Origin of the sequence: Enterobacter cloacae complex sp. I2 (genome assembly GCF_014896205.1) — a bacterium.
Taxonomy (GTDB): domain Bacteria; phylum Pseudomonadota; class Gammaproteobacteria; order Enterobacterales; family Enterobacteriaceae; genus Enterobacter; species Enterobacter quasihormaechei.
This window is the reverse complement of sequence record NZ_JADBRA010000030.1, coordinates 21,757-43,631: the sequence shown is the minus strand read 5'-3', so window position 1 is coordinate 43,631 and position 21,875 is coordinate 21,757. Positions and strand designations below refer to the sequence as shown.

18 protein-coding genes are annotated in these 21,875 nt (G+C 56.3%); 11 read left to right on the top strand and 7 right to left on the bottom strand.

Annotated features, from left to right (window positions below; genetic code table 11):
• Positions 1-643 precede the first annotated feature (643 nt).
• The 4 genes from IM300_RS21100 to IM300_RS21085 are packed head-to-tail and all read left to right on the top strand — an operon-like array spanning position 644 to position 5,519.
• Positions 644-1,225, top strand: coding sequence for a fimbrial protein (locus IM300_RS21100; protein WP_107534203.1), 582 nt, complete (start codon positions 644-646; stop codon positions 1,223-1,225).
• 30 nt (positions 1,226-1,255) lie between these two features.
• Positions 1,256-1,930, top strand: coding sequence for a molecular chaperone (locus IM300_RS21095; RefSeq protein WP_193038202.1), 675 nt, complete (start codon positions 1,256-1,258; stop codon positions 1,928-1,930).
• Positions 1,887-4,415 (top strand): fimbria/pilus outer membrane usher protein, encoded by a 2,529-nt coding sequence (locus IM300_RS21090; RefSeq protein WP_226842395.1) that lies wholly within the window; start codon positions 1,887-1,889, stop codon positions 4,413-4,415. The genes IM300_RS21095 and IM300_RS21090 overlap by 44 nt, the downstream gene beginning before the upstream one ends.
• Positions 4,416-4,424: 9 nt before the next feature.
• On the top strand, positions 4,425-5,519 hold the full coding sequence (locus tag IM300_RS21085; RefSeq protein ID WP_112792494.1) for a fimbrial protein: 1,095 nt from the start codon (positions 4,425-4,427) through the stop codon (positions 5,517-5,519).
• A 32-nt stretch (positions 5,520-5,551) separates the two neighbouring features.
• Here the strand turns inward: IM300_RS21085 and IM300_RS21080 are convergent, their stop codons facing one another.
• From IM300_RS21080 to IM300_RS21065, 4 genes are all read right to left on the bottom strand, one after another.
• On the bottom strand, positions 5,552-5,914 hold the full coding sequence (locus IM300_RS21080) for a YibL family ribosome-associated protein (protein ID WP_063449976.1): 363 nt from the start codon (positions 5,912-5,914) through the stop codon (positions 5,552-5,554).
• Positions 5,915-5,972: 58 nt separating this feature from the next.
• Positions 5,973-6,563, bottom strand: coding sequence for a mannitol operon repressor MtlR (mtlR, locus tag IM300_RS21075; protein WP_063865860.1), 591 nt, complete (start codon positions 6,561-6,563; stop codon positions 5,973-5,975).
• Entirely contained in the window at positions 6,560-7,708 is a 1,149-nt protein-coding gene (mtlD, locus tag IM300_RS21070) for a mannitol-1-phosphate 5-dehydrogenase (protein WP_193033440.1), read from the bottom strand. The genes mtlR and mtlD overlap by 4 nt, the downstream gene beginning before the upstream one ends.
• A 102-nt stretch (positions 7,709-7,810) precedes the next feature.
• A complete protein-coding gene (locus IM300_RS21065; RefSeq protein WP_063865856.1) occupies positions 7,811-9,718 on the bottom strand; it encodes a PTS mannitol transporter subunit IICBA in 1,908 nt (635 codons plus the stop codon).
• 436 nt (positions 9,719-10,154) lie between these two features.
• Here IM300_RS21065 and IM300_RS21060 point away from each other — a divergent pair, with 436 nt between their 5' ends.
• The 3 genes from IM300_RS21060 (at position 10,155) to selB (ending at position 14,087) form a co-directional block, all read left to right on the top strand.
• A complete protein-coding gene (locus IM300_RS21060) occupies positions 10,155-10,763 on the top strand; it encodes a glutathione S-transferase (RefSeq protein WP_063449973.1) in 609 nt (202 codons plus the stop codon).
• Between the two features lie 103 nt (positions 10,764-10,866).
• Positions 10,867-12,252, top strand: a complete 1,386-nt coding sequence (gene selA, locus IM300_RS21055; protein ID WP_193038200.1) for an L-seryl-tRNA(Sec) selenium transferase — start codon at positions 10,867-10,869, stop codon at positions 12,250-12,252.
• Complete coding sequence (gene selB, locus IM300_RS21050; protein ID WP_193038198.1) at positions 12,249-14,087, top strand: selenocysteine-specific translation elongation factor; 1,839 nt, start codon at positions 12,249-12,251, stop codon at positions 14,085-14,087. Before selA ends, selB begins: the two co-directional genes overlap by 4 nt.
• 3 nt (positions 14,088-14,090) lie before the next feature.
• On the opposite strand, the gene IM300_RS21045 is transcribed toward selB, so the two are convergent.
• Positions 14,091-14,975 carry an ROK family protein gene (locus IM300_RS21045; protein WP_063865848.1) on the bottom strand — a complete coding sequence of 295 codons (885 nt, stop codon included), beginning with the start codon at positions 14,973-14,975 and terminating at the stop codon, positions 14,091-14,093.
• A gap of 166 nt (positions 14,976-15,141) precedes the next feature.
• On the opposite strand from IM300_RS21045, the gene aldB reads away from it, so the two are divergent.
• The 4 genes from aldB to IM300_RS21025 all read left to right on the top strand — a co-directional run bounded on the left by aldB (position 15,142) and on the right by IM300_RS21025 (position 18,194).
• Entirely contained in the window at positions 15,142-16,680 is a 1,539-nt protein-coding gene (gene aldB, locus IM300_RS21040) for an aldehyde dehydrogenase AldB (protein WP_193038197.1), read from the top strand.
• Between the two features lie 244 nt (positions 16,681-16,924).
• Complete coding sequence (locus tag IM300_RS21035) at positions 16,925-17,110, top strand: type II toxin-antitoxin system HicA family toxin (protein ID WP_057979982.1); 186 nt, start codon at positions 16,925-16,927, stop codon at positions 17,108-17,110.
• A gap of 14 nt (positions 17,111-17,124) precedes the next feature.
• Complete coding sequence (locus tag IM300_RS21030) at positions 17,125-17,529, top strand: type II toxin-antitoxin system HicB family antitoxin (RefSeq protein ID WP_193038195.1); 405 nt, start codon at positions 17,125-17,127, stop codon at positions 17,527-17,529.
• A 209-nt stretch (positions 17,530-17,738) separates the two neighbouring features.
• Complete coding sequence (locus tag IM300_RS21025) at positions 17,739-18,194, top strand: 4Fe-4S dicluster domain-containing protein (RefSeq protein WP_193038193.1); 456 nt, start codon at positions 17,739-17,741, stop codon at positions 18,192-18,194.
• A 7-nt stretch (positions 18,195-18,201) separates the two neighbouring features.
• Here IM300_RS21025 and avtA read toward each other — a convergent pair whose 3' ends face one another.
• Together avtA and IM300_RS21015 are read right to left on the bottom strand one after the other, a co-directional pair.
• Positions 18,202-19,455 carry a valine--pyruvate transaminase gene (gene avtA / locus IM300_RS21020; RefSeq protein ID WP_193038191.1) on the bottom strand — a complete coding sequence of 418 codons (1,254 nt, stop codon included), beginning with the start codon at positions 19,453-19,455 and terminating at the stop codon, positions 18,202-18,204.
• Between the two features lie 130 nt (positions 19,456-19,585).
• A complete protein-coding gene (locus tag IM300_RS21015) occupies positions 19,586-21,616 on the bottom strand; it encodes an alpha-amylase (protein ID WP_193038189.1) in 2,031 nt (676 codons plus the stop codon).
• Between the last annotated feature and the right edge of the window lie 259 nt (positions 21,617-21,875).

The window sequence follows — 21,875 nt, the reverse complement described above, 5'->3', positions numbered from 1 at the left end:
AATATGTAGCAAAAAATTTTAATTAAGATAAATTTCACATATAGATTTTAACAGCGTATTACAAACGATCAATTGCTGATCAATAAGGAAATATCCTGCGTTTGGCTGATTTCGCAGAATAATGTCTAAGTATGGCATCCTGGTTCAACGTTTCCTTCTAATAATAATCCGAAATAAATTGATCAAACATTGATCAGTCAACTCTTTTTTTAATTTAGAAAGGGGATTAGAAGGACACTAATAGTGTGGTGGGTGAGGAAAACAGGTTAAATTTGTTGTTTTAATGTTAACTTTAAATGAGTTATAAGCGATGCTGCACGCCTTTTGGTGCGTAGACGTTATAAAGCATTTGATTTACTATTTATGAAGATGCTGCGTTACAAAAGAAATGACGTTCTTTTTTAACCTTAATGTATTCATTGTTATTTTCTGCCTGAAGCTATTCCTCTGTTGGGGAATAAATGCGTATGGCTCAAAGAAAATAAATGGATTACCACACCGGGATGGACCCCACGTTATTCTATGAGGTCGCGTCACCACCTCTATTTGTACCCTTTAGTGACGTTTTAATTCCTTATAGCAATGACCGTATTTGGCATGACAATTCTAAATCTGTTTAATGTACAGAGGGGTTTGCTTTCAAATGAAAATCAAAAATGTGGCGCTGGCGATTGCTGCGGCGGGGCTGCTTATTTCGTCTCAGACGGTACTGGCAAGCGGGGATTCAGGCGTTGATACTTCCCTTGATACCGGCGCAGGTACGCAGAGTACAGGCGGGGTGATTAATTTTACTGGAAAAATTACCCTTATTTCCTGTGATATTACTCCTGCCTCAAAAAGCAAAACGGTAGATCTCGGCGCGTGGGCGAAAAGCTACTTCGACGATCACACTGAAACGACGCCGCGTGAGTTCAAAATTAACGTGGAGAACTGCCCGGAGACGGTTGAATCGGTTGCGGTTCTGTTTGACGGAACCAAAGATACGGTGAATGACACGTTGCTACAGGTTACCCCAGGCCAGGGGATGGCGACGGGCGTCGGCGTGAAGCTGTATAACAGCGATCGCAGCACCGCCATTAAGCCGGGTACGGTATCAGAAACAACCGCACCGGATAAGGAAGGTAATGCTGAATTAACTTTCTATGCTGCTCTCAATAAAGATGGAACCGAAATCAACGCGGGCGATGTGAACGCCGTGTCTAACTTCCTGATGGTTTATAACTGATTTCCCTTTCAGCCACCTCCAGAGATAATAATGATGAAACGTTTATCGTATATTATGCTCACTGCATTAATGATTAGCTCTGCTTCAGTTTCCGCTGGCGTTGTAATGGGTGGGACACGGATCGTATACCCGCAAAACAGCAAGGAGGTGGCATTTTCTGTTTCTAATATGGAAAGTGCGGTTCCCTACCTTATTCAGTCGTGGGTTGAAGGCGATGTGCAGGATAAAAATAACGCCGCGCCCTTTATCGTCACGCCACCGCTGTTCAGGCTTGATCCGGAGCAGACCAACACGCTGCGTATTCAATATACCGGCGCACCGCTGCCCACCGATCGTGAATCCGTATTTTGGCTGGATATTAAAGCGATTGCGCCAAAGCCAAAAGAGAGCAATAACGAATTACAGGTTAACGTCAAATCGAAATTTAAAATTTTCTACCGCCCGGAAAACCTGAAAGGGGACGCCGCCACGGCCTGGCAGAAAATAACATTTTCGCGGACGGAAAAAGGGCTTAAGGCCTCCAACCCGACGCCATACTACGTCTCTTTTTATCGGCTGACCGTCGGCGGGCATAAAATTGAGCAGCCAGGCATGATCGGTCCAGGTGAAACCCGCGAATGGCCTGTGGCTGCCTCCGGTGGCGTAAGCTGGTCGGCTATTAATGATTTCGGTGCCATTACCGCCACCCGCTCTCAGCCGCTTTAACACCATGCCTTTTCGCCTGTTTCGTTACGCGCCCCTTTCGGTGCTGCTGCTCAGCTTCAGCCGCGCCGGGATGGCCGAGGATTATTTTGATCCCGCCGCGCTGGAGCTTTCCTCTTCCGAACAGAAAACGGCGGATTTGCACTATTTCTCTGAAAAGGGCGGGCAAATGCCCGGCACCTGGCTCGTAACACTGGAGATTAATGGACGCGAGGAGCGGCATCAGGAAATCACCTTCGTCAATGAGAAAGGCCGCCTGCAACCCGTTTTTAGCCTATCGCTGCTGGAAGCGCTTGGGGTGAACGTGAGTGCGATTCCGGCATTCTCCCGGTTGCACGAGAGAGAGACCTTCACGCATCTCGACGATTTTATACCGGCAGCGCGAACCTCTTATGATTTCAACCAGCAGCGCCTCTTTATCAGCCTGCCGCAGGCGGCGATGAAACACCGCAGCCGCGGCTACGTGCCGCAGTCGCAGTGGGATGATGGTATCCCGGCGGCATTTGTTGATTACAGCCTGTCGGGCGGCCAGGCCCGCCATCAGAGCGGCGTCACGACGTCCAGCTATCTGAGCCTGCGAAATGGCGTCAATCTGGGAGCGTGGCGATTGCGCAACACCTCGGCCTGGAGCCACAGCGACTCGGGTGGGGATCGTTTCCAGTCACAAAGCAGCTGGCTGACCCGGGATATTCGCAGCCTCAACAGCCAGCTGCGGATCGGCGATGCGTGGACCGCAGGCGACGTGTTCGATAGCGTGGCTTTTCGCGGGGTGCAGCTCTCATCAAGCGAGAGCATGTTGCCCGACAGCCAGCGCGGATTTGCCCCCACCATCCGCGGCGTCGCACACAGCTTCGCCAAAGTCTCCGTTTCGCAAAATGGCTATGTGATCTATGAAACCTGGGTGGCCGCCGGGCCATTCATCATTAACGATCTGTTCCCCGGTGCGCAAAGTGGCGATCTACAGGTTACCGTCACGGAAAGTGACGGCTCGACGCGCGTTTTTACCCAACCCTATTCTGCGGTGCCGTTTATGCGACGCCAGGGCAGCCTGAAATACAGCCTCAACGCCGGACGGTTTCATTCCGGCTCCAGCGATGCGCTTTCGCCCGAATTTGTTGAGGGCGCTTTCTTCTACGGTTTGCTCTCCAGGATGACGGTGTATGGCGGCTTTCGTACGGCAAACAACTATCAGGCCGGTGCGATCGGCATAGGCAGAGGGTTTGGCGCATTCGGCTCGCTGGGCATTGACGATACGCTGGCAAAAAGCCGTTTACCCAACGGCAAAAGCGCGATGGGGCAGGCGTGGCGCATTCAGTACCAGAAAGATTTCAGCGCTACCGGCACCGCCTTCAACCTGGCGAGTTATCGCTATGCCTCGCGCAATTACTACGAATTTAACGAACTGAATCAGTCCGACAGCCAGCAGCTGCAACTTAATAATCGCCGTAGCCGCTCGCAGGTCACTTTTTCACAGACGCTGGGTCAGTTCGGCAGCCTCAACGTCTCGGCGTGGATGCAGGATTACTGGCATACGTCCGGCCAGGATAAAACCATCCACATCGGCTGGTACACCAGCTGGCGGGGTATTTCCTGGGGCGCGGGGTATGACTACACCGACTCAGCGCTTGAGCAGCATCCCGATCGCACCGTGTCGTTTAACCTCAATGTTCCGCTAGGCAACTGGCTACCGGGCAGTTCGGTCAGTTACTACGCCAACCACAACAATCGTGGGATGACCACGCAGCAGGTGTCACTCAACGGCAGCGCGCTGGCGAACCGCAACCTGAATTACAGCGTTCAGCAGAGTAAGACCAGTGAGGGAGAGGCCGACAGCACCAGCCTGGCGCTGCAATACAACGGTGGCTACGGCAACGTCAGCCTCGGTTATGACCACAGCCGAAACGGTAGCAACGCCAGTCTTGGACTCGCCGGAGGCGTCATCGCCACGCAGTATGGCGTCACGCTCAGCCAGCCGCTGGGCGATACCGTCGCCCTGCTGCGTGTGCCCGGCGCGGCGAACGTTGAGCCGGAGGGCTACAACGGGATCCATACCGACAGCCGCGGCTACGCGGTCATGCCAACGCTCTCGGCCTACCGCAAGAATACCGTCAATCTGGATACGGCGACGCTTGGCGAGAACGTCGACGTCGAGCAGAGCGGTCTGACGCTCATTCCCACCAGCGGCGCGGTGGTGCTGGCCAATTACACAACCCACATTGGGTATCGCGTCCTGTTTTCCCTGCGCTATCACGGCGAACCGCTGCCGTTTGGCGCGCAGGCTGAAGTGGTGGAGCAGAACCGCCGTTCTGCAAACCGAAGCATGGTCGCTGACGGCGGTCAGGCCTACCTGAGCGGGGTACCGGAGCGCGGCACCCTGCGCGTCACCTGGTATGAGGGCGGGGAACAGCATCAGTGCCAGACACCTTTCAGGCTGGGCGAGGCTCACAAGGCCCCCGGCATCGCCACGCTGTCTCTTGCGTGTCATTAGAGGATTATCATGCGTCGTTTTATTCACTGGTTTTTCTATCTGAGCCTGCTTTCGCTTTTTGGCATGCTGAGTTTTCATGCCCATGCTCAGACCTCACCTTGTCGCACCACCCGCGATCAGTGGGTCGTTCAGGTGCCCTACGCCATAGGGTATGCGCCCGGCACGGCAGACTGGACGCCAGTTTCCGCGCCGATACAGTCTACCGGGGCGGATTTCTACAGCTGTGATGGCGGGAATGACGCCTGGCGTAGCATCGGCTTTGTCGATATGGATAACCCCGTCGGTACCGTGGTGGGTGAAGACGGCGCGGCGCGCCACGTTTACAAAACCCAGATCGACGGTATCGGCTACGCGCTGGGGTTCCGGGAGCAGCAGTACTGCGGCAGCGATGCGGTACGCTATATTGACGGCACCAGCCCGGTGGAGGGCAATGAGTCCCGGCGCATTTGCGACGCATCGCAAAACCCCGCCTTTGCCAGCGCCTCAACGTACAAGATGCAGTTCTGGGTGGTGTTTTACAAAATCCCGACGACCAGCGCCATGCCTGATGATAACGCCAACTCCCAGGAGCAAAATGTCGGATCGCTGATCTTGCAGGCGGGAGAAAATAAAGCCAGCGCTACCAACGTGGCGACACCGGTACAGATCCATCTCGCCAGCTTCACCGTCAGGCGTACCAGCTGTTCAGTAGGCTCTCGCAGCATTCTTGTTCCCATGGGAAGCGTGAGCCAGCGTGAATTTCACGGCCCAGGCTCACGGGCCGGAGGCGGGCGCTTCAGCATTCCGGTGACCTGCGAAAATAATACGGCGGTGAAGATGGGTTTCTTTGGCGATACCACACCGGCCAACGATCGGGCACTGGCACTGACGAAGCAGGAGGATAGCGCCAGCGGTGTCGGAATCGAACTGCTGTACGGTGACAATACCGGTTCGGTTCAGGGGCAGGTGGTACAGTGGAACACCCCGCAGGTATCAGCGCTTGGCCAGGTGGGGGATAACCAGACGCAGACCTTCTGGTTTGACGCGCATTACATTCAGACAGAAGAGAACGTCTCGGCGGGAAAAGCGGATGCGATGGCGACGTTTAACCTGATCTACAACTGAGATTCCCCTGCCGCAGTGGCAGGGGAGAGCGATCAGAATTCAGTCTTACAAAAGCCCGTCATCTCTTTCAGGCCCATTTCGCGGCCAAGCTCGGTCATCGGGTGCACCACCACCAGGCCACGGACGCTTTTCTTCAGCTTGCCCATGTCGGCCTGCTCTTTTTTGGTGATCGCGCGGCGATGCGGCATGTTCATCAGCTTCTGTGCTTCTTTACTCAGCTTCTGGCCTTTCACTTCGCGCAGGCGCTCGATTTCCGCTTCCAGCTTCACGGACTCTTTTTCCAGCTCGGCGTATTTCTCGGCGGAATCGACCAGGGAGAGACCGGCCATTTGATGGCGGACCAGATCCAGACGGTCGCTCAGGCGTTTAATTTCGTTCTTTTCGACTTCTTTCATGACAAATAACTCTGAAAACGGGGAATTTACAGGGAAGGATACACCAATGTGTGCGGGCTTACTTCTGAAACGCTTTTTTTAAGCTGATTTTAGAAATCAGCTCAGTCAGGGAAAGCACCATGGTGGAGCGGACAACCTGTTGATAACGCAGCTTTTGCATCGCGTACAGCTCAGGGTCGCTGTTATCAAACGGAGGTGCAGGAGGCAGCGCGGATACGCAGTGCAGCTCGCCGAAGGGACCGAGGATCTCATCATCGGTAAAGGTGTACTCGTTACCGTCATGATTGAGCTCTTCGCGCAGCGCCATTAACAGCTCGGCGTCTTCATACTCCTGGCGGTTGAGCACGCCAAGACCGTAGATCAGCTTCAGCCGTACCGATAAATCGCCCAGCGGTCCGTCTCCGTCCAGCAACGGTTCAACAGCATACTTTACCGCGTAGTCGTCTTTGCGAAACACCTGAAGCACCAGAATGTTCACCGCCTCGGTTAACAGCTCGACGGCGGCAATCAGAAAGCTTCGTACGGTTTTGCCAGCATTCAGACGCTCAAGCACACGATTTTCAAAGGCCTGGGTTTGTTCCATTGTTGCCTGCATATCTGACAATCTGTTATTCGGGCGCAGGCTCACCTGCGCCGGATTCTGCATCATTTGGTTGCGTTGTATGCGTTAACCGCCTCCGCAACCACGTCGCTGCTGGCATCCAGACCGGAGATCTGCGCCAGCGCAGCCTGCGCGCCTTTGTCATCAATCAGCTGAGCCAGCTCAATCGCCTGCGGGTCCTGCTCGCTGCGGTAGTGCATCGCGGCAGCAATCCCTTTCACCAGGTTGGCGTGCGGCAGGCCGTATTCCAGCGTGCCCAGCAGCGGTTTAATCAGGCGGTCGCCCGCGCTCAGCTTACGCAGCGGCTGACGGCCAACGCGCTCAACGTCATCTTTCAGATACGGGTTTTCAAAACGACCGAGGATTTTCTGGATGTATGCTGCGTGTTTATCAGCATCAAAACCGTAGCGTTTGATCAGCACCGCGCCGCTCTCTTCCATTGCGCCTTTGACCACCGCACGGATGTTCTCATCGAGGATCGCGTCGCGAATGGTCTGATGACCGGCCAATTTTCCGAGGTACGCGGTTATAGCATGCCCGGTGTTCAGCGTGAAGAGTTTACGTTCGACAAATGCCATCAGGTTATCAGTGAGTTCCATTCCCGGAATGGTCGGCAGCGCGCCCTTGAACTGGGTTTTATCGACGATCCACTCGCTGAAGGTTTCCACGGTCACTTCCAGCGGATCGTTGGTGGCGGATTCGGACGGCGGAACGATGCGGTCTACGGCGGAGTCCACAAACCCGACGTGCGCTTCAACCCAGGCTTTATCTTCCTCTGCAACGGCGGCAAGAACGTGGCCTTTCAGCTGCGTGGTGCCGCGCACCATGTTTTCACAGGCGATGATGTTCAGCGGTGTTTCAATGCCCTGTGCTTTACGCTTCGCCAGGCCTTTTGCGACCGCCGGGGCGATGCGTTCGAGCACTACCGGCCCTACGGCTGTGGTGACCAGGTCAACGTTTGCGATGAGGTCAATCACGTCGTCGCCAATGCTGCTCACCGCGTTCACGCCAGAAACCGTTTCAACCTGCTCGTTTTCACCGACTACATGTACCTGATAGCTATGACGGGCGTTCAGGGCATCCAGAACCACCTGATTCACATCGGCGAATGTCAGGGTAATGCCCGCGTCTGCCAGCAGTTTACCGATAAAGCCACGACCAATATTACCTGCGCCAAAATGTAATGCTTTCATAGTATTAACCTTCATCAATGTTTTTACCCGAGAGGGCTGGGGTGAGAAACGTTTTCCCCTCACCCTAGCCCTCTCCCCGTCGGGGAGAGGGAAGAGACGCTGTTATTTGTTGAGCAGCGCCAGCACTTCTTCAACGCTGGTGGTATTAGCCAGACGCTCGATGACCGTTTCATCATCCAGGGCGTTGGTCAGGCTGGTAATCACCTGAATGTGCTCGTTGTTGCGAGCGGCGATACCAATCACCAGACGGGCGATGTCGTCTTCTTCTTCACCGAAGCGCACGCCGTCAGGATACTGACAGAACACCACGCCGGTTTTCAGCACGCGGTCTTTCGCTTCAACCGTACCGTGCGGAACCGCGATGGATTCACCCAGGTAGGTTGGCGTCAGCTTTTCACGCTCCAGCATCGCGTCAACGTATTCAGGCTGAACGTAGCCACCTTTCACCAGCTGCTCACCGGCGAAGCGAATCGCCTCTTCTTTATTGGTCGCGGTGCGGCCGAGGAAGATGTTTTCCGCGCCCAGTCTGAACAGATGCGCGTTGCTCTCGTCAAAGCTGTCTTGCAGGCTGGAGCGCACCTTCACTTCGTTATCTTCATGGCGCTGGGCCGCAACCAGACGTTCGGTCAGGCTGGTGTACAGGCCGCTGTCCAGGAAGTTGGTCAGGGAAATGTGCTGCGCCTGCGGCACCTGACGCATAGCGCGCTCGGTCAGATCGCGGTGCGTGATCACCAGGTCAACGTCCGGCGGCAGGTTGTTAATCGCGCTGTTGGTCACGGAGATGTTGGTCAGACCCGCATCCTGCACTTTCTTACGCAGCACGCCAGCACCCATTGCGCTTGAGCCCATACCGGCGTCGCAGGCAACGATGATTTTACGCACGTGGCTCAGGTCGTTAGAGACATCGCCAGCCGCCAGCGGCGTAGCGCCTTTGGATTCAGCCTTCATGTCGTGCATACGGCGGGTTGCCGCTTCGATATCGTCGTCTTCCTTCACCTTGCTGGTTTTCAGCAGGATAGCGGATGCCACGAAGGAGACCGCCATCGCCGCACAGATCGCCGCAATGTTCGCGAAGTACGCGCCTTTCGGGGTCATCGCCAGCACCGCCAGGATAGAGCCCGGAGAAGCAGGGGAGACCAGACCGCCGCCCAGCACGCTCAGAGTGAACACGCCGGTCATACCGCCGAGGATAACGGCCAGGATAAGACGCGGGTTCATCAGCACGTACGGGAAGTAAATTTCGTGGATACCGCCCAGGAAGTGGATGATAGCCGCGCCGCCAGCAGACTGTTTCGCGCTGCCGCGACCGAAGAACATGTACGCCAGCAGAACGCCCATGCCCGGACCCGGGTTGGCTTCAATCAGGAAGAAGATGGACTTGCCGAGATCGTGAGACTGCTGAATACCCAGCGGGGAGAAGATACCGTGGTTGATGGCGTTATTAAGGAACAGGATTTTCGCCGGTTCAACGAAGATAGACGCCAGCGGCAGCATGTCGTGCGCCACCATGAAGTTAACGCCCGCTGCCAGCAGTTTGGACAGCACTTCAACCGCCGGACCAATGCCGAGGAACGCCAGAATCGCGAGGATCATCCCGATGATGCCCGCGGAGAAGTTGTTCACCAGCATTTCGAAGCCGGACTTGATCTTGCCATCAACCCAGACGTCGAATTTCTTAATCGCCCAGCCGCCCAGAGGACCGGCAATCATCGCACCGAGGAACATCGGCATATCCGCACCGACGATCACGCCCATGGTTGTGATGGCACCCACGACGCCACCGCGGTCACCGCCCACCAGACGACCACCGGTATAACCGATGAGCAGCGGCAGCAGGTATGTGATCATTGGGCCAACAAGTTTCGCCAGCGTTTCGTTAGGCAACCACCCTGTCGGAATAAACAATGCGGTGATAATACCCCACGCGATAAACGCGCCGATATTTGGCATCACCATGTTGCTGAGGAAACGACCAAAGCTTTGCACTTTGATCTTGAAATCGGATGACATAAAACACCCCTTCTTATGTTTACGCTTAGGCTTATGGCCCGAGGTTTATCGTTAATGTGCGGCGGCAGAGGTAGCCGGGCCCTGTTCTGATGCTGTGAAATCTGGCACTGAATCGTTCAACTGTCCAGACAGCGAAATTTTGTGTGATCGCAGTCACGTAAATGTAGGGGGTGTGGTGATTAATGAAGTGATGGTGATCACATAATGAGTGTGTAAAAAAAATACATCGCGCAAAATTACGCCAGATTGGCGTGCTTTTTGTGATAAATATCACATTTCTAAGTTGGCGGTTTGTTTCTGGATTGTGACTTGATTCACAAAATATTTTTATACGGATTCCTCCCGTATCGCCTGAGGTCAGGAATGCGATACGCATACCTGCCTTTTTTCACGACGTGATCCATACTGACCTCTTTGTGGGCATTAAGGATAAGCAATGAAACTCATCGGCAGTTATACCAGTCCTTTCGTGCGTAAGATTTCGATTCTCCTGCTGGAGAAAGGGATTGAATTTGAATTCGTGAATGAACAGCCCTACAACGCTGAGAACGGCGTTGCGCAGTACAACCCGCTGGGTAAAGTTCCGGCGCTGGTCACGGACGAGGGTGACTACTGGTTTGATTCCCCGATCATTGCGGAATACATCGAGCTGCTTGGCGTTGCGCCAGCCATGCTGCCGGCGGATCCAAAAGCGGCGCTGGCGGTGAAGCAAATTGAAGCGCTGGCCGATGGCATTATGGACGCAGCGTTAACGTCCGTGCGCGAGCAGGCGAGGCCCGCCGCACAGCAGTCAGAGGATGAACTGCTGCGTCAGCGAGAAAAAATTAGCCGCAGCCTGGATAGGTGTGAACAGCTGATCCGCGACGGTAAAATCCAAAGCGATAGCCTGAATCTGGCGACGATCGCCATCGCCTGCGCCATTGGCTACCTCAATTTCCGCCGGGTCTCGCCTGGGTGGTGCGTGGATCGCCCGCTGCTGGTTAAGCTGGCGGAGACGCTCTTCCAGCGCGAAAGTTTTGCCCGCACCGAACCACCAAAGGCTTGATGCGGGTTATAACACTTCCCGGCAGGAGGCGGTACAATCCCCCCACATGTTAACTCCCTCTCCCGTCGGGAGGGGGGAAGATATTTACTCGCCAGGCGCATTCATGACTACTCATCATTCCCTCTACAGCCAGATCCCCGCAACCGATCGTCTGCTTCGTGACCCGCGCATAGCCGTGGTGCTGGCGCAGTTTGGCCATACAGCAACGGTCGACATGCTACGCCAGCTTCAGGATGACGCGCGCCGTCATATTCAGGCTGAGAACGCGCTTCCTGGCTGGTGCATGGCGTGGGAGCAGGAAGTTGAACGGAGGCTGAATGAGCGCGCGCAAAGCGCGTTGCGCCCGGTCATTAACCTGACGGGCACGGTTCTGCACACCAATCTGGGCCGTGCACAACAGGCGGAAGAGGCGATACAGGCCGTCACCCGGGCCATGCGCTCGCCGGTGACGCTGGAGTACGATCTGGACGGCGCCGGGCGCGGGCATCGCGATCGCGCGCTGGCCGATCTGCTCTGCCAGATCACCGGCGCGGAAGATGCCTGCATTGTGAATAACAACGCGGCGGCGGTGCTGTTGATGCTGGCGGCTACCGCGAGCGGGAAAGAGGTTGTCGTCTCTCGCGGCGAGCTGGTGGAAATCGGTGGGGCATTTCGTATTCCGGATGTCATGCGCCAGGCGGGGTGCATGCTGCATGAAGTGGGCACAACCAACCGTACCCATGCGAAAGATTATTGCGCGGCGGTGAATGAAAACACCGCGCTGCTGATGAAAGTGCATACCAGCAATTACCATATCGAGGGGTTCACCAAAACGGTGGATGAAGCCGAGCTGGCTGCCATTGGGCGCGAGCTTAACGTGCCGGTGATCGCCGATCTCGGCAGCGGGTCGCTGGTGGATATGCGCCAGTACGGTCTGCCGAAAGAGCCGATGGTGCAGGAAATGGTTGCCGCGGGCGTAAGCCTGGTCAGTTTCTCTGGCGATAAACTGCTGGGCGGACCGCAGGCGGGGATCATCGTCGGCAGGCGCGAGCTGATTGCGCAGCTACAGCAACATCCGCTGAAGCGCGCCCTGCGGGCTGATAAAATGACGCTGGCCGCGCTGGAAGCCACGCTGCGGCTCTATCTTCATCCGGAGAAACTGGCTGACCGCCTGCCCACGTTGCGTCTGCTAAGCCGTAATGCAGCCTCCATCCGCGCGCGGGCGGAAGCGCTACTGCCGCAGGTTGCTCCTCACTACCCTGAATTTGATGTTCGTATCGAGCCCTGTCTGTCGCAAATTGGCAGCGGCTCGCTGCCCGTGGACAGATTACCGAGCGAAGCGCTGACGTTCACCCCGCGCGACGGACGCGGAAGCCAGCTTGAGGCGCTGTCGGCGCGCTGGCGTGCATTACCGACGCCGGTGATTGGCCGTATCGGTGATGGCCGCATGTGGCTGGATTTACGCTGTCTGGAAGATGAAGTGCGGTTTCTGGAGATGATGTTGAAATGATTATTGCCACCGCCGGTCACGTTGACCACGGCAAAACCACGTTATTGCAGGCCATTACGGGCGTAAATGCCGATCGCCTGCCGGAAGAGAAAAAGCGCGGCATGACCATTGACCTGGGATACGCCTACTGGCCGCTGCCCGATGGTCGCGTGCTGGGCTTTATCGACGTGCCCGGCCACGAGAAGTTTTTGTCCAATATGCTCGCGGGCGTGGGCGGTATCGATCACGCTCTGCTGGTGGTCGCGTGCGATGACGGGGTGATGGCGCAAACGCGCGAGCATCTGGCGATCCTGCAACTGACGGGCAGCCCGCAGCTGACCGTCGCCCTCACCAAAGCGGACCGTGTGGATGAGGCGCGTATCGATGAGGTGCGTAAAGAGGTGCTGGCGACGCTCGATGAATACGGTTTTAAAGATGCGTCACTGTTTGTCACCGTGGCGACAGAAGGCCGCGGTATCGACGCCCTTCGCGACCATTTGCAGCAGATCCCGTCTCGTGAGCATGCCAGCCATCACCGTTTCCGTCTGGCGATCGACAGGGCGTTCACCGTAAAAGGTGCTGGGCTGGTGGTGACCGGCACCGCGCTGAGCGGCGAAGTGAACGTGGGCGATACCCTGTGGCTAACGGGCGTAAATAAACCGATGCGCGTGCGCGGACTTCACGCGCAAAACCAGCCGGTGGAACGGGCCCATGCCGGGCAGCGTATCGCCCTGAACGTTGCCGGGGATGCCGGGAAAGAGCAGCTCAACCGTGGTGACTGGCTGATGGCTGACGCGCCGCCAGAACCTTGCGGGCGGGCGATAGTCTCTCTCCAGACCCACACGCCGCTGACCCAGTGGCAGCCGCTGCACATTCACCACGCGGCCAGCCATATCACCGGGCGCGTGTCGCTGCTGGAAAACGATCTTGCCGAGCTGGTGTTCGACTCCCCGCTCTGGCTGGCGGATAACGACCGCCTGGTCCTGCGCGATATTTCGGCGCGGGAAACGCTGGCGGGCGCGCGCGTGGTCATGCTTAATCCGCCCCGTCGCGGCAAGCGTAAGCCCGAGTATTTACAGTGGCTGGGCGCGCTGGCGAAGGCCCGCGATGATAAGTCTGCGTTAGATATCCACCTTGAACGTGGTGCGGTGGATCTGGCTGCGTTCGCCTGGGCGCGCCAGCTCAGCGGCGAAGGATTGCGGCTTCTGACGCAGGAGCCAGGTTTTATTCAGGCCGGTAACAGCCTGCTGAACGCGCCGGTGGCGGCGCGCTGGCAGCGTAAGGTGCTGAGCACGCTGGCCACCTACCATGAACAGCATCAGGATGAGCCAGGCCCGGGTCGTGAGCGTCTGCGGCGCATGGCGTTGCCGATGGAAGACGACGCGCTGGTGCTGCTGCTGATTGAAAACATGCGCGCCAGCGGCGCGATCGCAAGCCACCACGGCTGGCTGCACCTGCCGGAACACAAGGCGGGTTTTACCGTCGAGCAGGACGCGGTGTGGCAAAAGGTGGCGGCGCTGTTTGGCGATGAACCGTGGTGGGTACGCGATCTGGCGCGTGAAACCCATACCGATGAGCAGCTAATGCGTCAGGTACTGCGCCATGCGGCCCAGCAGGGCATGATTGTGGCGATCGTGAAAGATCGTTATTACCGCAACGATCGGATCGTGGCGTTTGCGAACCTGATCCGCGAGCTGGATCATGCGCGCGGATCGACCTGCGCCGCCGACTTCCGCGATCGGCTGAACGTGGGACGCAAGCTGGCGATTCAGATCCTGGAGTACTTCAACCGCATCGGGTTTACGCGTCGTCGCGGCAATGACCATGTGCTCCGCGACGCGCAGTTATTTCCGTAAGCGTTAAGCGCTGCGCGCCTGCTTCTGCTTAGCCAGCCAGACCGCACCCAGCCTTCCCGCCTGGTTGCCCAGCTCGCAGGGGAGGATGGGCACCCGGAGCGCCTCCCACTCCTCGAATCGCTGTAAGTATTTATCCAGCAGGAGATAAATTTTCTCCTGCTCGCTAATGCCGCCGCCAATCAGCACCGCCTGCGGATCGAACATAGAGATCACGCTGTAGATACCGCGCGACAGACAGTGCGCCCACTCTTCAATGGCTTCGCGCAGATGCACGTCGCTGTCCATGCGTTTAAACAGCTCCTCGCCGTCAGGCATTTCATCTTCCGACACGGCCAGAGCGCGGCGGCAGGCTTTCATCAGGCCGCTGGCGGAGGCCACTTCATGCATCGGTTCGCCCTCATTGCCCACGGGCAGCACGCCAAATTCACCCGCCCGATAGTGCGATCCGCGGTAGAGATCGCCCTCCATGACGATACCGCCGCCGATGCCGGTACCGATGGTGATGCAGACGAAATGCTCATAGTCCTTGCCCGCGCCCTGCCAGCGCTCGCCCAGCGCCGCGCAGTTGGCATCGTTTTCGATTGTCACGGGGAGATCGGTCAGCTGTGCGAACAGTTCGCACAGGTTTTCGCCGTCAAGATAGTCCAGCGCCCCGGCTTTGGCCGCTTCGCCGGTGTGGTGATTGATGTGTCCCGGAAAACTCACGCCAATGCCGGCGATCTCGTGCTCCTGGCAGTACTTATCCACCACCGCTTTCCACTTCTCTTTGAAGGTGCTTTCATCGTCCGGCGTATCATATTCATCGGATGTCAGTTCTTCGCCGTTTTCGTTAATTACGCCGTGTTTGATGTGGGTTCCACCCACGTCAAAGCCGATAAATAGCTGCATTGCATCGTTCCTCATGTGCCCCTGAACTATTAATTATGGCTCCGGCGGCAGAAACGAAACGTAAAGTACGGTAATCCGTGATGCGGCTCGTAAACCCGCTACCCGCTGGCGAGAAAATCACCAGCCGGAACTACCCTTGTTGTACACCTACTGCAAGGAGACGGTCATGACAAACAATCCTCCCTCATCGCGTATCCAGCCTGGCGAGTATGGTTTTCCCCTTAAGCTCAAGCCCCGCTATGACAACTTTATCGGTGGTGACTGGGTGGCGCCCGTCGACGGTGAATACTATTCCAACCTGACGCCCGTCACCGGCCAGCCGTTATGTAAAATTGCCAGTTCGGGCAAGCGGGATATTGATTTAGCGCTGGATGCGGCACATAAGGTGAAGGATAAATGGGGACAGACCTCCGTGCAGGACAGGGCGGCCATTTTGTTCAAAATCGCTGACCGGATGGAGCAGAATCTGGAGCTGCTGGCAACGGCAGAAACGTGGGACAACGGCAAGCCGATCCGCGAAACCATGGCGGCGGACGTCCCGCTGGCGATTGACCATTTCCGCTATTTTGCCTCCTGCATTCGTGCTCAGGAGGGTGGGATCAGCGAGGTCGACAGCGACACCGTGGCGTATCACTTCCACGAGCCGCTGGGCGTGGTGGGGCAAATCATTCCCTGGAACTTTCCGCTGCTGATGGCGAGCTGGAAAATGGCCCCCGCGCTGGCGGCGGGCAACTGCGTTGTGCTGAAACCCGCGCGCTTAACCCCGCTTTCGGTGCTGCTGCTGATGGAGGTGATTGGCGATCTGTTGCCGCCGGGCGTCATTAACGTGGTCAACGGGGCCGGGGGCGAAATTGGGGAATATCTTGCCACCTCAAAACGTATCGCCAAAGTGGCGTTCACCGGCTCAACGGAAGTGGGTCAGCAGATCATGCAGTACGCGACCCAGAACATCATTCCGGTCACGCTCGAGCTGGGCGGCAAATCGCCGAACATCTTCTTTGCCGACGTAATGGATGAAGAGGATGCCTTCTTCGACAAAGCGCTGGAAGGGTTTGCGCTGTTCGCGTTCAACCAGGGTGAAGTCTGTACCTGCCCGAGCCGCGCGCTGGTGCAGGAATCCATTTATGAGCGTTTTATGGAGCGGGCGATCCGGCGCGTGGAGTCGATCCGCAGCGGTAACCCGCTGGATAACGTCACCCAGATGGGGGCACAGGTATCGCATGGCCAGCTGGAAACCATCCTCAACTATATCGATATCGGTAAAAAAGAGGGGGCCGATGTGCTGACCGGCGGACGCCGTAAGGTACTGGGCGGCGATTTACAGGAGGGCTACTACCTTGAGCCGACCATCCTGTTCGGTCAGAACAACATGCGTGTATTCCAGGAGGAAATTTTTGGGCCGGTGCTGGCGGTCACGACGTTTAAAACCATGGACGAGGCGCTGGAGCTCGCCAACGACACGCAGTATGGCCTGGGGGCGGGCGTCTGGAGCCGTAACGGTAATCTGGCCTACAAAATGGGCCGCGGCATTCAGGCCGGTCGCGTGTGGACCAACTGCTATCACGCCTATCCAGCTCATGCGGCGTTTGGCGGCTACAAGCAGTCGGGCATCGGGCGTGAAACCCATAAGATGATGCTGGAGCACTACCAGCAAACGAAATGTCTGTTGGTCAGCTACTCCGAAAAACCGCTGGGGCTGTTTTAAACTTCCGGCTCAGGCCGTCGCGGATGGCCTGAGCCGGGTTAAAGCCGGGTGGCGGCTTCGCCTTACCCGGCCTACGATAGTGGCCGCATTTTTATTTGCAACATGACAATCTTCCCTCTTCTTTTCTCGATGCCTCTTCCTGTTTCGCTAAAGTCTGGCTGCGCTGCCGTTTTTAATGCGGTAGTCTCATTCAACCCAGTAGCGAAGGTGTGTATCATGTGTATAATCAGGGAAGGATTGGGATGTGAAAAGTGCGGATATCATTACTGTTCTGGTTAGCCATGGCTGGAAATGTGTAAGAACGAAGGGAAGCCATCATCAGTTTCGCCATCCAGTGCAAAAAGGATTGGTTACCGTCCCACATCCTAAAAAGGACATTAAACCAGGCACTCTCGCACAAATCTGGCGACAGGCGGGAATTAAACACTGATATCAGGAGTAGTTATGTTTTATCCGGCTTACATTCATTCTGATTCCGACGGTAGCGCCAGTGGTTTCTTTCCTGACGTTCCGGGGTGTTTTTTTGCGGGGGATTCACTGGATGATGCTTTTCAGGACGCACGTGATGCATTAACTGCCCATTTTGAAGCGTTGTTTGAAATGGATGAAATGTTGCCACTTCCGGGTATGGTTGAAGCGCATCTGGCAAGTCATCCGGAGAATTTCATTGGCGGGCAATGGTTGCTGGTGGATATCAATATGAAACAGTTTGAAGGCAAAGTAGAGCGCATCAATATTACGATACCTCGCCGTTTGCTGGTGAAGATTGATTCCTTTGTCAGCGAGCATCCACAATTTACTAACCGAAGTGCTTTTCTTGCAGAGGCAGCACGGCGTGTGCTGCCGTAGCATTCACCCTCTCCCGTGGGAGAGGGTTGGGGTGAGGGCAACAGGCCACAGTTAATTAGCTTTCATCCACCCATATCCGCATTTCCCCTAAGCTAAAAGTATCCGCGCCCGCTCTTTGACCCACAGCATCCTTAACGCTTCGCACGCAAGGTATGATGCGCTAACGATAATTTAACGGACTGACTTTTAACCTGCGCGAGGCGTTATCCATGAACCGATTTATCATGGCGGATCCTGAAAAATGCATCGGATGCCGCACCTGCGAGGTGGCGTGCATGATGTCGCATGAAAGCACCGCCGCGCCAGACGCGTTTACGTCACGGATCCGGGTGGTTAAGGGGAACGCTTTCACCACGGCTGTAGGTTGCCATCAGTGTGAAGATGCGCCCTGTGCCAATGTCTGCCCGACGCAGGCCATTCGCCGCGCTGCGAGAGCGTGGCTCGTTGAGCAATCGCGCTGTATCGGCTGCAAAAGCTGTATGGTGGCGTGCCCGTTCGGGGCAATGCAGGTTCGGGTCGTGGAAGGTCGCGTTCAGGCGCTGAAATGTGATTTGTGCGCGCATCGCGAGGGTGGGCCAGCCTGCGTTGAAGCCTGTCCTACCCACGCGCTGCGCTGCATCGATCCCGCCAGATTACGCGCGGAACGGGTGCGTAATCTGGCCTGAGGTCTTATTAACCCGCCTCGTGCCAGGCGTTCTCGATCTCTTCGGCGAGAATTTTCACTCCCGCTTCGATTTTTTCCGGGTCCGGGACGTAGTTCATGCGCATGCACTGGTGCGTGTGCGGCCACGGCTTATCCAGCCCCGGGAAGAAGTAATCTCCCGGCACCATCAGCACGCCACGCTTTTTCAGGCGCTGATAAAGCAGCTCTGTCGTAATGGGCAGATCCTTAAACCACAGCCACAGGAAAATTGCCCCTTCCGGTTTATGGATCAGGCAGCGTTCTTCCGGTAAGTAGCGGCGAAGAATGGCGATGGTTTCCTGAACGCGCTGAGCGTAAAACGGCTTGATCACCTCATTCGACAGGCGCAGCAGGTCGTTGCGTCTGATCATCTCGCACATCATGGCCGGGCCGATCCCGCCAGGCGAAAGGCTGATAATGCCGTTCATGTTGGTAATGGCGGTAATGATCTTTTCGTTGGCGATAATGATACCGCAGCGGCTGCCCGGCAGGCCCAGCTTGGAAAGGCTCATGCAGAGGATGATGTTCGGGTTCCACAGCGGACTCGCTTCGCTGAAGATAATCCCCGGGAACGGGACGCCATAGGCGTTATCGATCACCAGCGGGATACCATGCTGATTCGCCAGCGCATCCAGCTTCATCAGCTCGTCGTCGGTGATCACGTTGCCCGTCGGGTTAGTAGGGCGTGACACGCAGATCATGCCCGTCTCTTCACCGATATGCAGATGTTCAAAATCAACGTGATATTTGAACTGGCCCTCTGGCAGCAACTCGATATTCGGGCGTGCGGAAACAAACAGGTCTTCTTCGAGGCCGGCATCGGCGTAGCCGATATACTCCGGTGCCAGCGGGAACAACACTTTTTTCGTGCTGCCGTCGGCGCGGCGTCCGGCGAACAGATTAAATAAGTAGAAAAACGCGCTCTGACTGCCGTTTGTCAGTGCAATATTCTGTGGTTCGATATCCCAGCCCAGCGCTTCCCGCAGCATCGATGCCAGAAGCGTCAGCAGTTCTGTTTTACCCTGAGGGCCGTCGTAATTACACAGCGCATCGGTTGCTTTACCGTTTTCCAGCATGTCTGCCAGTAGCGCCTGGAAGTAGGTGTTCATCTCCGGAATCTGAGCCGGGTTTCCGCCGCCGAGCATGATAGCACCGGGGGTGCGCAGCCCGTCGTTGAGGTCCTCCATCAGGCGGGTAATGCCTGAATGGCGGGTAAATTTATCGCCGAATTGTGAAAACGTCATAGCAGGTGATCTGTCGGGCTTAATATGAAAGGCAGTAACCATAACGCCAGCACCGTGTTGGTGCAAATCGGCGGATGTGGTCGGATTTGTTGTTTTGTATGGCGGAGCGGGATTGATGTAGTGAATTGTTCTACTGATTACCCGCCCACACCACCATCACCTTATCGCCCTTATGCTCGCGTACAAATCCGTACCCCTCTTTCAGCGACAGCGTGGTTTGCTTGCCTTCACCCATTGCCGGATGACGGGCGCGGAACTGCCCCAGAAGCTGCCAGTGGGCGACAGTTAACGCCTGTTTACCCGTTACGTCCTGCCAGTTCATATCCGAACGGGTTCCCTGTAGCGGATCGGAGCCCGTCGGACCAAATGGACGCTCTGATTCATCGCCGTAATAGATTTGCACGCTTCCCGGCGCCAGCAGCAGTAGCTCAGCGGCGCGCTGGCCTCCTTCACGGAACAGTCGCGTATCGTGGGAGGAGAGATAGCTCAGCACGTTAAAGCTTTGCAGTTTTTCGGCCATTTGCTGCCAGGTCAGATCCATATCCGCCAGACAGTCCACCGCTTTCGCCGCCTGCTCCTGATAGTCAAAATTGATCATCGCATCAAAGCCGTGGCGATAATAATCGCTCTGCATCACGCCGTGACCCCAGGATTCACCGGTCATCCAGAATGGCGCATCGTCGAGTTTTTTGTCCGGGTTGGCGGCTTTCCACGCGACCAGCGCCTGGCTGGCCTGCTCCTTCAGCTGCTGCCAGGCTTCAGGCTCAACGTGTTTAGCGGTATCGACCCGGAAACCGTCGATGCCGTAGTCACGTACCCACTGGCTGAGCCAGTGGGTCAGGTAATCTCGCGGCGTGAAGTTCGTCATCACTATCGCGTTGGTGTCGGGTTTGTGTTGATAAAAGTTCGGCAGACCTGACGGGATCTTAGATTCCGTTTTCAGATCCGGCAGAAACGCCAGGGACATCGTTAAATCGTCAAAGCCGGGGTTGTCATAATCGCCGATATCGGTGCGGATCCATTTTTTTCCCCACCATTTTTCCCATGCAGCTTTATCACTGAAATTGATGTAATCATTGAAGCTGTGCCAGCTTTGACCCGCGCCTGGCTTCCAGTCAGTCCAGCGTTCGCCGAGCGTTTTCTTCAGCTCATCACCCTGCAAATACAACGCGCCAAACTGATACTCCTGCATATCGGCAAGAGTCGCATAGCCCGCGTGGTTCATGACAACGTCAAACAGGACGCGGATACCGCGCCGGTGCGCTTCGTCGACAAGCTGGCGCAAATCCTCTTCGCTGCCCATGTTGGCGTCGAGCTTCGTCCAGTCCTGAGTGTAATAGCCGTGATAGGCGTAGTGAGGGAAATCCCCCTTGGTGCCGCCGCCCACCCAGCCGTGGATCTGCTCCAGCGGAGAACTTATCCAGAGCGCATTCACGCCCAGTTGCTGGAGGTAATCCAGTTTGCTGGTAAGCCCTTTAAGATCGCCGCCGTGGAACGTCCCTATCTCCTGCATACCGTCTTTATGGCGGCCATAGCTGTTATCGTTGGCAGGGTCGCCATTCACGAAGCGATCGGTCAGCACGAAATAGACGGTGGCGTTTTGCCAGCTGAACGGCGCGGGTTTGTCCGTCTCGGCGCGCTCAAGCAGCAGCAGGCCATTGCTGTTGGCGGCTGGCTGAAGCGTGACGTTGCCATTTTCAACGGTCGCGGTCTGTTTGCTGTAAAAATCACGCACCACCGTTCCTTCCGGGAAGGTGTTTGCTACGTCGAGCGTAAGCGGTTTACCGTCCCACTTCGGGCACTGGCGGGTGACGTCAGCGACAGGCTGTGGCGCCGCGCTTTGTACCGTCAGCATCAGGGTTGGCGTTCCCGAGCGCGTATCAATACGCATCTGATAAACGCCGTCACGGAATAACCGCCACTGCGGCGGAGTGCCTTCGCACGGTTTGAGCGACAGCATCTCGTTGAGCTTAATGGCCTCTGTCGGCTGCCAGCACGCGTTGTCAAGACTCAACGTCAGTGGACGGGTACCCTTCGCAAGCTTTGCCTGGCTGGTAAAGACGCCGGTACCTTCAGCGTTAAACGCGTCAAATCCCGGCGATGACCAGTCGGCATGCGCGAGTGCGGGTAACATCAGAACAGCTAATGCAGTGCGTTTCATTCCATTTTCCTGTCGCGGCATTTTTGACCAGTGTGCCATTCGGCTCAGGGGAAAAACTCCTCCTATGAGGCTTTCTGCCAGGAGGACGCGAAGGGATGAGTGATCCCGCGCAAAATTAGGCTGTTATCTGCGATATCGCACACATTTTTCCGGTGTTGATGCTTTAATGAGCACGTTTCGAATGACATAGTTTCGGAATTGGACTATTTATATACGTGCTCTTGAAGACTATTTTTGGTACGATTTGAGATTCCGCTCT

What these genes read in the sequence shown, in the direction of transcription:
- IM300_RS21100 (WP_107534203.1), top strand. Translation starts at nt 644, where the DNA reads ATGAAAATCAAAAATGTGGCGCTGGCGATTGCTGCGGCGGGGCTGCTT.
- IM300_RS21095 (WP_193038202.1), top strand. Translation starts at nt 1,256, where the DNA reads ATGATGAAACGTTTATCGTATATTATGCTCACTGCATTAATGATTAGC.
- IM300_RS21090 (WP_226842395.1), top strand. Translation starts at nt 1,887, where the DNA reads ATGATTTCGGTGCCATTACCGCCACCCGCTCTCAGCCGCTTTAACACC.
- IM300_RS21085 (WP_112792494.1), top strand. Translation starts at nt 4,425, where the DNA reads ATGCGTCGTTTTATTCACTGGTTTTTCTATCTGAGCCTGCTTTCGCTT.
- IM300_RS21080 (WP_063449976.1), bottom strand. Translation starts at nt 5,914, where the DNA reads ATGAAAGAAGTCGAAAAGAACGAAATTAAACGCCTGAGCGACCGTCTG.
- mtlR (WP_063865860.1), bottom strand. Translation starts at nt 6,563, where the DNA reads ATGATGCAGAATCCGGCGCAGGTGAGCCTGCGCCCGAATAACAGATTG.
- mtlD (WP_193033440.1), bottom strand. Translation starts at nt 7,708, where the DNA reads ATGAAAGCATTACATTTTGGCGCAGGTAATATTGGTCGTGGCTTTATC.
- IM300_RS21065 (WP_063865856.1), bottom strand. Translation starts at nt 9,718, where the DNA reads ATGTCATCCGATTTCAAGATCAAAGTGCAAAGCTTTGGTCGTTTCCTC.
- IM300_RS21060 (WP_063449973.1), top strand. Translation starts at nt 10,155, where the DNA reads ATGAAACTCATCGGCAGTTATACCAGTCCTTTCGTGCGTAAGATTTCG.
- selA (WP_193038200.1), top strand. Translation starts at nt 10,867, where the DNA reads ATGACTACTCATCATTCCCTCTACAGCCAGATCCCCGCAACCGATCGT.
- selB (WP_193038198.1), top strand. Translation starts at nt 12,249, where the DNA reads ATGATTATTGCCACCGCCGGTCACGTTGACCACGGCAAAACCACGTTA.
- IM300_RS21045 (WP_063865848.1), bottom strand. Translation starts at nt 14,975, where the DNA reads ATGCAGCTATTTATCGGCTTTGACGTGGGTGGAACCCACATCAAACAC.
- aldB (WP_193038197.1), top strand. Translation starts at nt 15,142, where the DNA reads ATGACAAACAATCCTCCCTCATCGCGTATCCAGCCTGGCGAGTATGGT.
- IM300_RS21030 (WP_193038195.1), top strand. Translation starts at nt 17,125, where the DNA reads ATGTTTTATCCGGCTTACATTCATTCTGATTCCGACGGTAGCGCCAGT.
- IM300_RS21025 (WP_193038193.1), top strand. Translation starts at nt 17,739, where the DNA reads ATGAACCGATTTATCATGGCGGATCCTGAAAAATGCATCGGATGCCGC.
- avtA (WP_193038191.1), bottom strand. Translation starts at nt 19,455, where the DNA reads ATGACGTTTTCACAATTCGGCGATAAATTTACCCGCCATTCAGGCATT.
- IM300_RS21015 (WP_193038189.1), bottom strand. Translation starts at nt 21,616, where the DNA reads ATGAAACGCACTGCATTAGCTGTTCTGATGTTACCCGCACTCGCGCAT.